Below are 13,452 nucleotides of genomic sequence, written 5' to 3'. Positions count from 1 at the left end.
AGGCGCCCGCCCCGCCGTCGCGGCGGGGCCAAGGTCCCGCCCCCGGCGGGACGAAAGTCCCTGGCCGCGTGATCATCCCCGGTCAGAGGGTGGTAGCACCAACCGAACGCGATCAACGCGAAGAAGGTGCTCGCCCATGAGGCACAGGCCCATCGCCCTCGACCCCGCCGACGTGCAGATCAAGATCCGCGGCGGGGTCCGGCCCGGTGACGTCAGGCGCGCCAGGCAGACCGTCGCCGAGCTGTCCCGGCTCGCGCACGAGCCGGTGCTCGGCGCGAAGGTCACGCTCGCCGCCGCGCCCGGCCCCGAGGAGCGCCGCACGGCGGAGGCCGTGCTGGACGTCCAGGGACGGCTCATCAGGGCCAGGGCCGGCGCGGCCTCCACCCGCGCCGCCATCCACCTGCTCGGCGACCGGCTGCGTACGCGGCTGCTGGAGAGCACCCGCGACTGGGAGAACCGCCGGGGACGCCACCACCACGACAAGCCCCGGGCCGGCCGGAGCGCCGGGGAGCCGCGGATCGTCCGGGTCCTGTCGGCGGTGCGCGCCGTCCCGGACGAGGCGGTCGTGGAGATGGACCAGCTCGACCACGACTTCCTGCTCTTCGTCGACCCGGTGACCGGCGGGGACTGCCTCGTCCACCGGACCGGCGGCGGCTACCGGCTGGTGCGCCTCGATCCGCGGCCCGAGCTGCCGCCGCCGACCTGCGCGGCCGTCTCGGTCGCCACGGAGGCCGCGCCCCGCCTGAGCGTCGCGGCCGCCGTCGAGCGGCTGGAGCTGGGCGGCTTCCCGTACGTGTTCTTCGCGGACGCCGGCAGCGGCGCCGGCCAGGTGGTCCACCGCCGGGCGGACGGCGCGTACGGCCTGGTCACCACCCTGCACTGACCCCGGACAGCAGTGATGCCCGGCCCCTTCGAGGGGCCGGGCACCGGTGGGGCGGGGCGTCACTTGAGCCATTCGTGCTCGCGGACGATCCGCAGGTTGCCGAGACCGAGGGTCGCTCCGGCGTCGGCGAGGGCCAGGCCGGCCAGGACGATCGCGTAGACGATGTGCTCGTCCATGAACGGGTTGGTGGTGAGGGGCAGTTCGGCGGCCCACATCAGGGCCATCATCAGGGCGCCGGCGACGGCGGCGATCCGCGTGCCGACCCCGAGGACGAGCGCGGCGCCGACGCCGAGGAGGCCGAGCATGAACAGCCAGTCCACCCAGACCTGTCCGGCCAGCGCGGTGAACAGGCCGCCGAGGGCGTTCTCGCCGGTGCCCTTGAGGAAGCCGGTGGTGGGGCTGCCGCCGTTGATCCAGGCCTTGGCCGCCGGGGTGGCGAAGCCCCAGCCGAAGGTCTTGTCCAGGAAGGCCCAGAGGAAGACCCAGCCGAGGGCGACGCGGGCGGCGGCCCAGACGTACTGGACGGGGTTCTTGGCGGGGGTGTCGGTGGTGGCGACGATTTCGGGGTGGACGGTGCGGGGGTGGAAGATGGTCGCCATCGTGGGCTCCTCTGGGGGATCCGGCTTGCGGTCCGGTGTCGCTCTGACACCTCTATGACACCGTTTCCGCCGCCGGGATCGCAGAGCACTAGGGCCCGAAGCCCGCGGGACCTTGGGCAGGGACCTTGGTCACGCCGGCATCCACGTGCCGCCCGCGACGTCGATGGTGAGCCCGGTGAGCCAGGACGAGGCGTCGGAGGCCAGGAAGGCCGTCACGTGGGCCACGTCGAGCGGCGTGCCGAGCCGCCCGAGGGGGTGCCCGGCCAGCAGGCGCCGTACATGCTCCTCCGGCAGGCGTCCGGCCAGCCGCTCGGTCATGATCGTGGACGGCGACACGCAGTTGACCCGGACCCCGGCCGGGCCGAGCTCGTGGGCGAGCTGCCGGGTGAGCGCGATCACGCCGGCCTTCGCGGCCGTGTACGCGACCGAGGCCCCCGTCGGCAGGCGGGCGGCCAGCGACGCCATGGTGACGATCGAGCCGGCCCGGCGCTCGCGCATGCCCGGCAGGACGCTCTTGAGCACGAGGAACGTCGAGGTCAGGTTGGCGTCCAGGGTGGCGTGCCAGTCGTCCTCGCTCAGCCGGTCGAGCGGCACGGGCCGCCCGGTGCCGCCTCCGGCGAAGGCCGCCAGCACGTCCACCGGCCCGAGCCGCCGCTCGACCTCGGCACGCATGGCCTCGACGGCGGCGAAGTCGGTGCCGTCGGCGGGCACCCCGATGGCGGCGTCACCGAGGTCCTCGACGACGGCGGCGATGGCGGCGGGGTCGCGGCCGTTGACGGCGACGCGCACGCCCTGCTCGGCCAGGAGCCTGGCGGTGCCTCCGCCGATGCCGCCGGACCCGCCGGTGACCAGGGCCACCTTGCCCCTTAAATCCGGATAAATCACGATGCCTCCCCTTCCGACGGCGACGGCCAGGACTCCACCGTGTCCCGGAAGCGTGCGGCGGTCATCGGACGTGGGGAGACGACCGGCCTACTCCCGCCGTCGTACCCAGGGGCGTACCAGGGGGCGTCTCAACGCGAGCCGGCCGCCGCCTCAGGCAGCTTGTACGCCCGCCGTGCCGTACCGCCGAACACCTCGGCCCGCTCGCCCTCCGTCAGCCCCGCGCACAGCTCCTCGGCGGCCTCGGCCACCTGCGCGTACTCGGCGGCCAGCAGGCACACCGGCCAGTCGGAGCCGAACATCACCCGCTCCGGCCCGAACGCCTCCAGCACCACCTCCGCGTACGGCCGCAGGTCACCCACCCGCCAGCCCGCCCAGTCGGCCTCGGTCACCATCCCGGACAGCTTGCAGTACACGTTGGGCAGCGCGGCCAGCTCCCGTACCCGGCTCCGCCACGGCTCCAGCTCGCCCGAGGCGATCGGCGGCTTCGACAGATGGTCCAGCACGAACGTCAGCCCCGGGAGCGCCCGTACGGTGTCGATGGCGGCCGGAAGCTGGTGCGGCAGCGTGAGCAGGTCGTAGGCGAGCCCGGCGGCCTCGACGGCGGCGAGGCCCCGCCGCACGTCCGGCCGGTTGAGCCAGGCGGGGTCCGGCTCCGACTGCACCCCGTGCCGCACCCCCACCAGCCCCGGCGGCAGCGCGGCGAGCGTCCCGGCCACGTCGTCCGCGGTCAGGTCCACCCATCCGACCACCCCCGCCACCAGCTCCGACGCGGCGGCCAAGCCGAGGAACTCACGCGTCTCGTCCAGGTCGGCCAGCACCTGCACGAGCACCGTCCGGCTCACTCCCGCGGCGGCGGCGGGCCCGGCCAGGTCGTCGAGGGTGAACGTCCGCCGCACGGGGGCCATGGGCTCCGGGTCGAGCCAGCCGTGCGGACGGGCGGCCAGGTCCCATACGTGGTGATGTGCGTCGATGCGGTCCATGAGCGGCAACGTAACAGACATCCCATGTCTCGGCCAGAGTGGACGAGGCTTCCGCGAATCGGGACCTCTGCCCCCGGCATACATCCCATGTCCGCGTCAAAACAGAGGGCGTGATCACAAGGATCACGCCCTCTGGGGGCCGAGGCCCGGAAAAGTCCTGCGGCGACCGGAACGCTGAGGAAGACAGAGAGCGCGATCTGTGGAAGGTGGGCGTGGGCTGCGGCGGGAGTATCCGGAGCTGGCCGGGGAGCTGGGGCGGTTTCTGCGCCGGCACCCGTACGAGGACCTGGAGGCGCTGGTCGCGTACCTGCGGGCGGCTGACGCCGAAGGGCTGCGCGAGTCGGTCGACGGGTTGCGGCGTGAGTCGGGCGCCGATCCGCGGCGGGTGCGTGAGGTGATCGAGCACGGTGAGCGGGCTCTGCGGAACGGGCAGGCGGGCGCCGTGCGCGATGGGCTCCGCAGCGCGATCGAGCGGGTCGCCGAGGCGCTCGGAGGCTCCTCCGGCATCGTCGGCGACGATCTGGCCGAGCTCATGAGGCTGTACGCGCGTGCCTGCGCGGACGCACCCCCGCCGCCGCAGGCGCTGGCCGCCTGGCTGGTGGGGATGTGGCTCGACGGCCCCGGCCTGCTCCGGGTGGCGGTGCGGGACTTCGCGCCCTCGCTCGGGCCCGATGGCCTGGACGCGTGTGCGCGGCTGGTGGAGGAGCGGTGTTCCGGCTACGGACAGGGCTCACCGGCGGCGGAGCGGGGCGTACGGGAGTTGCGCGAGCAGCTTGCCGAGCTGGCGGGCGACCTCGACGCCTATATGGCCGTTCTGGCGGAGGACCTGCGGAGCACGGCCCGGTTCCTGGCCGTCGCCACAGTGCTTCGTGACCACGGGCGGGCCGCCGACGCCGAGGAGTGGGCGCGGCGCGGGCTGGCGGCCGAGCCGGTCGATCCCGTCGCCGCGGCGAAGCTGCGCAATCTGCTGGTCGGGCTGCTGCTGGAGCGGGGGGACGCCGGCGAGGCCGTCGCGGTGCGTAAGGCCGCGTTCGAGCACGTTCCCGACCCGGATCGGTACGGGAAGCTGCGGGAGACCGCCGAGCGGGCCGGGGTGTGGGAGGCGTCGCGGCCCGGAGCGCTCGGTTATCTCCGGGCGAAGGGGCAGGTGTCGTACGTGGTCACCGTGCTGACGGCGGAGGGGGCGCACGAGGAGGCGTGGCAGGCGGCGCTGGCCGCCGCTCCCGGCGAGGTGCCCGGCGAGCAGTGGCTGACGCTCATCGCGCGGAGGGAGCGCGAACGGCCCGCCGATGTCGTCGGCCCCTACCAGCGGCTCATCGACGACTATCTCGCCGACACGGAGCACATTCGCTACAACCAGGCGGCGGAGCTGCTGATCCGGCTCCGGGTGGTGCAGCAAGGGCTGGGTGACGAGGCCGGGTTCGCCGCCTATCTCGGTGGGCTGCGCGAGCGCCACAAGCGGCGGTCCGCCTTGATCGGGCGGCTCGCCGACCTCTGAGACAGGGCGATCAGCGTTCGGACAGGACGCGGGCGAGGGCGGTCAAGGTCTCCGGGGGCGTGCCTGGGGGTGGGGAGACGCGTAGGACGGGTTCGGTGAGGTCTAGTGGGGCTCTCGCCGTCGGGACCACGGATACGAGGAGGTTCGCGCGGGCGGCGCGGGCTCTGGCGGCCGCCGCCGAGTCCCCGGGCGGCGGGCGGAGGGTGATGAGGGCGGAGGGCTCGTCGAGTGGTTCGCGTACGCGCCAGCCGCCCGCGCCGTCGAGCGTCCGGCGGGTGGTCCGGCCCAGGTGGGCCAGGTGGGCGTGGACGGCGGCGGGGCCGAGTGCCAGGTGCTCGCGTACGGCTTCCCCGAGACCGACGCGTGCCGCCATCGCCGCCTCCGCGCCCTCGTAGCGGACGGCCCCCGGCAGCGGGACGCCGTCGGCGTGGCCGTGGAGGGCGGGGAAAGGGGCGTCCATGGCGGGTGTGAGGCCGGGGACGATCAGGAAGCCGACGCCGCGCGGGCCCGCGAGCCACTTGCGGGACGTGCCGACGTACGCGGTGGCGCCGGCGCCGGTGATGTCCACGTGGCCGAACGACTGGCAGGCGTCCAGCACCAGCGGGACCCCGGCGGCCCGGCACAGCGCGCCGATCGCGGCGGCGGGCTGTACGACGCCATGGTGGGAGGCGATGTGGGGCACGGTGACCAGGCTCAGGCCCGCGGACAGGCGCTCGCGCAGGCCGTCCAGGTCCGCCCGGCCGTCGGCGTCGGCGGGCAGCTCGACGAGGGTCCATGCGCGGTCGGCGGCGAGGCGGCGCAGGAGCATGAGGGTGCTGCCGTACTCGGTGCGGAGGTGGCCGACGCGGCTGCCCGGCGGCAGCCGCCAGCCGCCGAGCAGCGCGGCCATGGCAGCGGTCCCGCTCTCGGCGAAGGCGACGTCACCGGGGACCGCACCCGGCACCGCGCCCGGTACCGCGCCCGCCACCGCGCCCGCCACCGCACCCGGCACCGCATCCGGCACCGCATTCGGCGCCACGCCAGCCACCGCACCCGGCACTACCCCCGGTACCGCGCCCGGCACTGCGCCCGCCACCGTGCCGAGGGCCGCGCCGGTCAAGGCCGCCAGGGCCGTGCGGGTGTCCGTGAGGTCTGGTTCCGCTGGGTAGCCGCCGCGTTCCCGTTCCAGGTGGAGGTGGCCGATGACGGCGTCGAGCGTACGGTCGCCGGGCACGTTGCAGCCGGCCGCGTCGAGGTGCCCGGGCGGCAGGACGGCGCGGGCCGCCCGCCACGCCGCGCCCGGGCAGGCCGTACCGGTGGTGGGCGGCGAGGTCATGCCTGGGCGAGGAGCAGGGCGAAGTCGCCGGCCGGGTCGGTGTGGAAGCGGCGCACCGTGAAACCGGCGGCGGCCAGCTCGGCCCGCAGCCCGGCCGGCCGGAACTTGGCGCTGATCTCGGTACGCAGCTCCTCGCCCTCCGCGAAGTCCACGGTCAGGTCGAGCGCGGCGATGGGGACGCGCATCGCGCGGGTGGCGCGCAGGCGCATCTCGATCCACTGGTGGCGTTCGTCGTACAGGGCGACGTGGGCGAAGGCGTCGGGGTCGAAGGCGGCGTCCAGCTCGCGGTTGAGCACCCGCAGGACGTTGCGGTTGAAGGCGGCGGTCACCCCGGCCGCGTCGTCGTAGGCCGCGACCAGCCGGTCCCGGTCCTTCACCAGGTCCGCGCCCAGCAGGAACGTGTCGCCCGGCCGCAGGTTGCCGCGCAGCTCCTTGAGGAAGGCGCGGCGGGCGTCCGGGCCGAGGTTGCCGATGGTGCCGCCGAGGAAGGCGACCATCCGGCGGCCGGTACGCGGCAGCAGCGAGAGGTGACGTTCGAAGTCGGCGCACACCGCCCGTACGACGAGCCCGGGACAGCGGGCGGCCAGCCGCCTGGCGGCGGCGAGGAGGGTGACGGCGTCCACGTCCACCGGTGTGTACGTACGCAACGTGCCCGCCTCGCGGAGCGCGTCGAGGAGCAGCACGGTCTTCTCGCTGGTCCCCGAGCCGAGCTCGACCAGGGTGTCCGCGCCGCTCGCCGCCGCCAGCCCGGCCGCCTCGGCGCGGAGTATGGCCAGCTCGCGGCGGGTCGGGTAGTACTCGGGCAGCCGGGTGATCCGGGTGAACAGCTCGCTGCCCGCCTCGTCGTAGAACCATTTCGGCGGCAACCACTTGGGCGTGGCGGCCAGGCCGGCGCGGACGTCCTGTTCGAGTGCCAGGCGCAGGTAGTCGCGGTCGAGGTGGTTGATCAGCTGGACGGTGGACTGGTGGCTGACGGGCACGAGGTCTCCCCAGGCGTGAGCGGAAGTCAGAGCGGCTGGACGCGCAGTCCGTCGGCGGTGGCGAGCAGCAGGCTCCGGTCGGGCACGGCCTGCCAGCCGGGGCCGTCGCAGAGCGGCTCGCTGGCCACCAGGACGCCGTCCGGGTGCGGCCGGTGGAAGAGCGTGTCGCCCCAGGCGGTCGCGGCGAGGGTGACGCCGTCGCAGGCGAGCAGGTTGAGGCGGGCCACGGGGTCCTTGGCGGCGGCGCTGGTCACGACCTCGGCCAGCGCCTCCCCCAGCGCGGCCCCGGCCGGGACGTCGGACGCGGCGACCGCAGCGGGCGCGGTGGCGGGGGCGGTGCCGGGGGCGGTGCCGGGCGCGATGCCGGGCGCGGTGACGGGCGCGGTGCCGGGGGCGGGGGTGGGGCTGCAGTCGGCGCGGAGGCGGCGGAAGACGGCCGCCGCCAGCCAGGCGCTGTCGCAGGCGCTCTCCGCCCCCTCGGCGAGATCGCGGAGCGCGTCCCGGTCGACCCGCCCGTTGTGGCTGAGCAGCCAGCGCCCCTCCGTGAACGGCGCGGTGGCGCTCTCCTCGACCGGCATGCCGACGGTGGCACACCGTACGGCCGCCAGCAGGCACCCGGACCGGGCGACCCGGGCGAGCCCCGGCAGGTTGGCGTCGGCCCACATGGGGATCGAGCGGCGGTAGCGGATCGGCTCGGGCGTGGTGAGGCCGGGGTCGTACCAGCCCATGCCGAAGCCGTCGGCGTTGACCGTCCCGTGGCGCTGCCGCCGCGGCGCGTACGACTGCCTGAGCAGCCCGTGCTCGGGCTCGTGGATCAGCTCGGCAAGCGTGCGGGGAGCGCCGAGCCAGGCGGCGTGCCGGCACATCAGCGCTCCTCCGGCGCCGCGGTACGCGCGCAGCGGAAGCCGGTGAAGATCTGCCGCCGGATCGGATAGTCCCAGTTCCTGAACGTGGTGCGGACGGCGGCCGGGTCGGCGGCCCACGACCCGCCGCGCAGCACCCGGTACTCGCGGCCGAAGAACACCTCGCTGTACTCCCGGTAGGGGAAGGCGCGGAAGCCGGGATAGCCGTCGAACCAGGTGGCGGTCCACTCCCACACGTCGCCGACCATCTGCTCGGCCCCGTACGGGCTGGCGCCGCCCGGATAGGCGCCGAGCGGCGCGGGCCGGGCCGCCCGGTGGCCGAGGTTGGCCAGCTCGGGCGTCGGGTCCTGCTCGCCCCACGGGTACGGGCGGGCGCGCCCGGCGGCGGCGTCCCAGCCGCAGGCCTTCTCCCATTCGGCCTCGGTGGGCAGCCGTTTGCCCGCCCAGCGGGCGTAGGCGTCGGCCTCGTACCAGCAGACGTGCTGCACGGGCTCGTCCATCGGCACCGGCTCGGTCCGCCCGAAGCGGGTACGCCACCACGTGCCGCCCTCCCTGGTCCAGAACAGCGGCCCGAACACGCCGTTCTCCTGCCGCCACCGCCAGCCCTCGGGCGTCCACCAGCGGGCGTCGTGGTAACCGCCGTCCTCGATGAACGCGGCGTAGGCGGCGTTGCCGACGGGCAGCCGGTCGATCCAGTACGCGGGCAGGTCCACCCGGTGGGCGGGCCGCTCGTTGTCGTACGCCCAGGGCAGGCTGTCGGTGCCCATGAGGAACTCCCCCGCCGGCACGTACACCTCCTCGGGCCCCGCGGAGAGGCCGGGCGGCAGGTCGCCGTCGCGGACCACGCCCGGCCGGCCGGCGAGCTGGAGCGTGGCCAGCATGGTCTCGTCGTGCTGGTGCTCGTGCTGGATGACCAGCCCGAACACGAACCCGTCGCGGCGCAGCGGGCTCGGGTCGGCGAGGTCCACCGCGTCGAGGACGTCGAGCACCCGGCCGCGTACGCCGCCGATGTAGTCGCGGGCCTCCGCCGGACGCAGGAACGGCAGGGACGGGCGGTCCCTGCGCGGGGTCTTGAACGCGTCGTAGATGTCGTCGATCTCGGGACGCAAGGGGGTGATCCCGGCGGCCGCCCGCAGCACCCACAGCTCCTCATAGTTGCCGACGTGCGCGAGGTCCCACACCAGGGGGGACATGAGGGGCGAGTGCTGGCGGACGAGCAGGTCGTCCTCGGCGGCGGTGTAGGCGAGCGACCGGTCGCGCACCGCGGTGAGCTGGGCGGCGATGCGTTCCTTGAGGTCGGTCATGCGTCCTTCCCTTCGGTCAGCCAGGCCGGCGGGTGGCCCGGTCCTCGTGTCACCGTCTCGATCAGGTCGGCGGCGGGCGAGCGGCCCCGGCTCACGTGCCGGTCGGCGAACGCCGCCACCTCGCCGGTCAGTACGGGGCCCGCGCCGAGGCGGGGCAGCGCCTCCAGCGCGGCGCGGAAGCACGCCTCGGCGGCGCGGGCCAGCCGGGGCACGGCGAGGCCGTGGCGGGCGGCCTCGCTCCAGAGGTCGCGGCACGGCTCGGCGGCCTGGAGCGCGGCGTCGGCGGCCCGGTCGTCCATGATCAGCGCGTACGTGACCGCCACGCACACCGGCCAGACGTCCGGCCGCTGGGCGTCGAGGTAGCGCAGCTCCAGCCAGCCGCGCGGCCGGACCGGCGGGAACACGGTGGTGGCGTGGTAGGCCAGGTCGGCGAGGGTGGGCGGCCGGCCTGGCGCACCGGGACGGCCGGCGAGCCAGTCGCGGAAGGTGACGCCGCCGCGGGCCGGGCGGCAGCGGTCCGGGCCGTCCCGTACCAGCATGAGGCGGGCGTCGAGCAGGTAGCCCGCCCAGGCCTCGGCGGGGTCGGCGGTGGCGGGGACGGGGGCCGTACGGGTGGGGTCGAGGCGTTCCCAGACGGCCTGCCGGCCGGACATCCAGCCGCAGGGGCGGCCTCCGGCGAGCGGGGAGTTGGCGAAGGCGGCGACGAGCACGGGGCCGAGCAGGTGCGCCCGCTCCCACCGCACGCCGGGCCGCTCCCCCAGGTCCAGGTTGACCTGGACGGAGGCGGTCGAGCACATCATCAGCGGGCCGTACGGGCCGCCGAGGAACTCGGCCATCGCGTCGTAGCGCGGCAGGCGGAGCTGGCGGCGGGGCGGGCGCACCGGGTCGAGGCCCACTCCGGCCGGGGCGAGGCCGGCGCCGGCGAGCGCCCGGCGGGCGAGGCCGAGGTCGCCGGCCATCGCGGTGACGGCCTCCGCCAGCGGGGCCGCGGGCCCGGAGAGTTCGAGCTGGCCGCCGGGCTCGAACGTCACCTGGCTCCCGCCGGGCAGCGGGGGCAGGGCCCGCGCGATCTCGTCGATGGGGACGTGCCGCTCGGGCGCGGCCCGGTCGTGGACGAGGAACTCCAGCTCGACCCCCACGCGCCCGCCCCCGCCGCCGTCCCGGGCGGGCTCACGGAAGCAGGCGCGGGCGAACTCGGCCACTGCTTCGAAAGACGCCGGGTCCCCGGGCAGGTCCGCCGGCAGGGGCGCGGGCACGGGTGCGGGCAGGGGCGGGATCACGGGCGGACGTGAGCGTGCGGCGGGCCTGGCGGTCATCGGGCTCCCCTCGCATGGCGCATGGAGCTACAGATCCGCGAGCCGCGCGAACGTTACAGACGACCTTCCGGAAATCTCAGGACGACGGTTCCGGGAGTCTCAGGACGACGGGCGCCGGGCCTTGAAAGCCGCCATTAACCGGTCGCGGACGGGCCGCGAGAGCTGCTCCCGCGGCTGGTCGGCGACGGCGCGGACGGTGGCGCGGTGCTGGTCGAGGTAGCGGCCGCAGTCGGCGCAGCAGGCGAGATGGCCCTCGACGGCGGCGCGGTCCTGCTCGTCGAGCACGTCGTCGAGGTAGGCGGTGACGACTTCCACCAGTTCGCCGCACGTGAACCGCTTCACGACGCTGCCCGCCTTACCCTCTGTGCCCATGAACCGTTTCACCTATTCTGCCGCCATCACCGACCGGAAGTAGCCCTCCAGCCGGTCCCGGACCACTGACCGGGCACGGTGCAGCAGCACCCGCTGGTTGGCCGGTGAGATGTCCAGGATGTCGCAAACCTCCTCGGACGTGCACCCCTCCACGTCGCGCAGAGTGATCACGATGCGCTGCCGGGGCGGCAGCTCGGCCAGCGCCTCGGCGATGAGGCCGCGTACCTCGGCGGCGAGCGCCTGGTTCTCCGGCGTCGGCCACGCCGCCGGAGGCACCTTCCAGCTCCCCGGCAGGCCGGTGTCCAAGGCATGGAAGCGCGACGGGTCCACGCCCGGCCCGCCGTCGGATTCGAGCGCGCTCCACGGCAGCGTACGGCTCTCCCGCAGGCCGCGCTTCTTGGCGGCGTTGACCAGGATCCGGTAGACCCATGTACGCACCGACGAGCGGCCCTCGAAGTCGTCGATCGCGCCGATCACCGCCAGCCAGGTGTCCTGCACGACCTCCTCGGCCGAGTCGTCGGTCGAGACGTAGGATCTGGCGACCCGCAGCATGCCCCGCGACCAGGTGTCGAGCAACGCGGCGAACATCGCCTCGTCGCCCGCCCGCAGGGCCGTGACGATGACGTGGTCCGGGGGCAGCGCGCCGCCCGCGAAAGACGCCACGATCGTTTCCTCCCCGGTCCGACGCTCTTCGTCATCATCACATCCGGCGGCCGAAGATCGCACCGAGGGGTCGCTCAGCCGGTGGTGGCCAGCAGGGACGTGACGTCGAGAGGGCCCTTGAGGTAGCCGTGCTTCTCCAGGACGTCGGCCACCTGCTGCAACCGTCCTGGGTCGGCGGCCGTGGGGAAGGTCCCGACCGACACCCGCGTGACGGCCTGCGGCGAGAGCTTGGTGTACGTCGGCAGCACCGCCTCGACCTCCTTGCGGTCGGCGGCCACCCGCTGCGCCCTGGCCAGCGCCCGCTGGAAGGCGGTGAGGGTGCGCGGGTTCTCCGCCCGCCACTTCTCTGTGACCATCCACCCGCTGGTCGGCCAGCCCCGGAGGCGGCCGGGCACGGGGTCCACCAGCCGGCGCAGGCCCTCTGGGCCGCTGAGGAACGGCTCCCCCGCCCAGGCCGCGTCCACGTCCCCGGACTTCAGCCGCCCGCTCATCTCGGGGAAGGGCACCTCGGCGAACCGGACGTCATGCGCGTCCAGCCCCGCGTCCTTCAGCATGCGCTGGACGGTCAGCGTGGCGAGCCCGTTGAGGTTGTTGACCGCGACGGTCCTGCCCTTGAGCTTCCGTACGGACGTGATCGGGGAGTCCGCGGGGACCACGAGCCCGTAGCTGTCCTCGGCCGCCTCCGCCATGACCCCGGCGAGCTGGAGCGACTTGCCCGCGGCGTCGGCCATGAACGTGGTGACGTAGTCGGTCTGCGCGACGTCGAGGCCGCCCGTTTCCAGCGTCGGCACCGCCATGCCGCTGCCGGTGGCCCCCACGGCGCGTACGGTCAGCCCCTCCTCCGCGAAATAGCCCTTGCGCAGGGCGATGAAGAACGGCGCGGCGTCGGCCAGCGGCACGAAGCCCACCCGGATCTCCGCCTTCTCCGGCGCCGGCCTCGGCTCGGGGGACGGCGGCGGGGCGTCGGCGCCCCCGCAGGCGACGGCCGACAGGCCGGACAACACCAGGACGGCCAGGACGCGAGCGAACCGCTTCGGCACGTGCCTCTCCTCACTGTGCGGCGACGGACAGGAGAGCGTATCGGAAGATGATCATGTACGCCCTGTCGGCGAGCGGCGCCGGCCGGGCTGGCCGGGCCCGGCGCGCCGGGTTACGTTGGGCGGGAGGCGTCCTGGCTGCCATCTGCGAAGGAAGTGGTTCCCCATGCTCTACCTGTTCGGCTTCGAGCAGATCGGCGTGGCCGTGAGTGACATCTACTTCGTCGATCCCAACCCGGAGCGGGGCCAGGAGGGCGCCGAGCGCGGCGTACGCCTGGAGCTGCGCCGGCTCGAACAGAGCGACCTCAAGGGCTCAATCTACTCGGCCCGGCCGATCACCGTCGAGCGCCCGCTGTGGCGCGTGGACCTGCTGGAGTCGGTGTCCGGCACGCCGGGCAGCTTCGACCGCACCCACCACCACCCGGGCATGAACGGCTGGGAGCCGGGCCGGCGCGTGTTCGACCACGCGCTGTCGGGTGAGCCGCTGCAGTGGCTCGCCGAGCGGCTGTCCGACCTGGAGGGCGTGCTGAAGGAGGTCGGCGCCGACCCGGGCGAGGCGACCCCGGCCGACGTGACCGGCCTGCGCGAACGCGCCCCGGAGATCGTCGAGGTCGTCGGCCGCCTCCTGGACCGCGTCCGCGCCACCGCCACCCCCGACGAGGCCACCACCGCCACCAGCCTCCGCGCCAGCTGGCTCTGACCGTCCGCACGCGGGCGAAGCGGTCAGCGACCACTGGAGTGCTGCAGGCGGACAGGC

14 protein-coding genes are annotated in these 13,452 nt (G+C 74.7%); 3 read left to right on the top strand and 11 right to left on the bottom strand.

Going from position 1 to position 13,452, the window contains the following annotated elements; genetic code table 11:
- The first annotated feature begins 136 nt into the window (after nucleotides 1-136).
- Nucleotides 137-883, top strand: a complete 747-nt coding sequence (locus AC27IY_RS02240; protein ID WP_487176966.1) for a sigma 54 modulation/S30EA ribosomal C-terminal domain-containing protein — start codon at nucleotides 137-139, stop codon at nucleotides 881-883.
- 59 nt (nucleotides 884-942) lie between these two features.
- Here AC27IY_RS02240 and AC27IY_RS02235 read toward each other — a convergent pair whose 3' ends face one another.
- From AC27IY_RS02235 to AC27IY_RS02225, 3 genes are all read right to left on the bottom strand, one after another.
- The gene (locus AC27IY_RS02235; RefSeq protein WP_487176965.1) at nucleotides 943-1,482 is read right to left on the bottom strand and encodes a hypothetical protein; all 540 of its coding nucleotides are present in this window, start codon (nucleotides 1,480-1,482) and stop codon (nucleotides 943-945) included.
- 129 nt (nucleotides 1,483-1,611) lie between these two features.
- Nucleotides 1,612-2,367: an SDR family NAD(P)-dependent oxidoreductase gene (locus tag AC27IY_RS02230; protein ID WP_487176964.1), complete on the bottom strand. Its 756-nt coding sequence runs from the start codon at nucleotides 2,365-2,367 to the stop codon at nucleotides 1,612-1,614.
- Nucleotides 2,368-2,495: 128 nt separating this feature from the next.
- Nucleotides 2,496-3,347: an amidohydrolase family protein gene (locus tag AC27IY_RS02225; RefSeq protein WP_487176963.1), complete on the bottom strand. Its 852-nt coding sequence runs from the start codon at nucleotides 3,345-3,347 to the stop codon at nucleotides 2,496-2,498.
- Between the two features lie 199 nt (nucleotides 3,348-3,546).
- Between AC27IY_RS02225 and AC27IY_RS02220 the strand changes: the two genes are divergently transcribed.
- The gene (locus tag AC27IY_RS02220; RefSeq protein WP_487176962.1) at nucleotides 3,547-4,845 is read left to right on the top strand and encodes a hypothetical protein; all 1,299 of its coding nucleotides are present in this window, start codon (nucleotides 3,547-3,549) and stop codon (nucleotides 4,843-4,845) included.
- A 10-nt stretch (nucleotides 4,846-4,855) separates the two neighbouring features.
- Here the strand turns inward: AC27IY_RS02220 and AC27IY_RS02215 are convergent, their stop codons facing one another.
- The 8 genes from AC27IY_RS02215 to AC27IY_RS02180 form a co-directional block, all read right to left on the bottom strand.
- Complete coding sequence (locus AC27IY_RS02215; protein ID WP_487176961.1) at nucleotides 4,856-6,160, bottom strand: aminotransferase class V-fold PLP-dependent enzyme; 1,305 nt, start codon at nucleotides 6,158-6,160, stop codon at nucleotides 4,856-4,858.
- The gene (egtD, locus tag AC27IY_RS02210) at nucleotides 6,157-7,140 is read right to left on the bottom strand and encodes an L-histidine N(alpha)-methyltransferase (RefSeq protein ID WP_371249275.1); all 984 of its coding nucleotides are present in this window, start codon (nucleotides 7,138-7,140) and stop codon (nucleotides 6,157-6,159) included. Before egtD ends, AC27IY_RS02215 begins: the two co-directional genes overlap by 4 nt.
- Before the next feature lie 26 nt (nucleotides 7,141-7,166).
- The gene (locus AC27IY_RS02205) at nucleotides 7,167-8,006 is read right to left on the bottom strand and encodes a class II glutamine amidotransferase domain-containing protein (protein WP_487176960.1); all 840 of its coding nucleotides are present in this window, start codon (nucleotides 8,004-8,006) and stop codon (nucleotides 7,167-7,169) included.
- Nucleotides 8,006-9,307 (bottom strand): ergothioneine biosynthesis protein EgtB, encoded by a 1,302-nt coding sequence (gene egtB, locus AC27IY_RS02200; RefSeq protein ID WP_487176959.1) that lies wholly within the window; start codon nucleotides 9,305-9,307, stop codon nucleotides 8,006-8,008. The genes AC27IY_RS02205 and egtB overlap by 1 nt, the downstream gene beginning before the upstream one ends.
- Nucleotides 9,304-10,509 (bottom strand): ergothioneine biosynthesis glutamate--cysteine ligase EgtA, encoded by a 1,206-nt coding sequence (egtA, locus tag AC27IY_RS02195; RefSeq protein ID WP_487176988.1) that lies wholly within the window; start codon nucleotides 10,507-10,509, stop codon nucleotides 9,304-9,306. Before egtA ends, egtB begins: the two co-directional genes overlap by 4 nt.
- A 213-nt stretch (nucleotides 10,510-10,722) precedes the next feature.
- Entirely contained in the window at nucleotides 10,723-10,995 is a 273-nt protein-coding gene (locus AC27IY_RS02190; protein ID WP_487176958.1) for an anti-sigma factor family protein, read from the bottom strand.
- Nucleotides 10,996-11,007: 12 nt separating this feature from the next.
- On the bottom strand, nucleotides 11,008-11,658 hold the full coding sequence (locus AC27IY_RS02185; protein ID WP_344204554.1) for an RNA polymerase sigma factor: 651 nt from the start codon (nucleotides 11,656-11,658) through the stop codon (nucleotides 11,008-11,010).
- Nucleotides 11,659-11,732: 74 nt separating this feature from the next.
- Nucleotides 11,733-12,698 carry an ABC transporter substrate-binding protein gene (locus AC27IY_RS02180; protein ID WP_487176957.1) on the bottom strand — a complete coding sequence of 322 codons (966 nt, stop codon included), beginning with the start codon at nucleotides 12,696-12,698 and terminating at the stop codon, nucleotides 11,733-11,735.
- A gap of 163 nt (nucleotides 12,699-12,861) precedes the next feature.
- Between AC27IY_RS02180 and AC27IY_RS02175 the strand changes: the two genes are divergently transcribed.
- Nucleotides 12,862-13,395 carry a hypothetical protein gene (locus AC27IY_RS02175; protein ID WP_487176956.1) on the top strand — a complete coding sequence of 178 codons (534 nt, stop codon included), beginning with the start codon at nucleotides 12,862-12,864 and terminating at the stop codon, nucleotides 13,393-13,395.
- Nucleotides 13,396-13,452: the final 57 nt, after the last annotated feature.

This window comes from Nonomuraea sp. B208, assembly GCF_057536035.1.
This window is presented reverse-complemented; position numbering and strand designations above follow the sequence as displayed.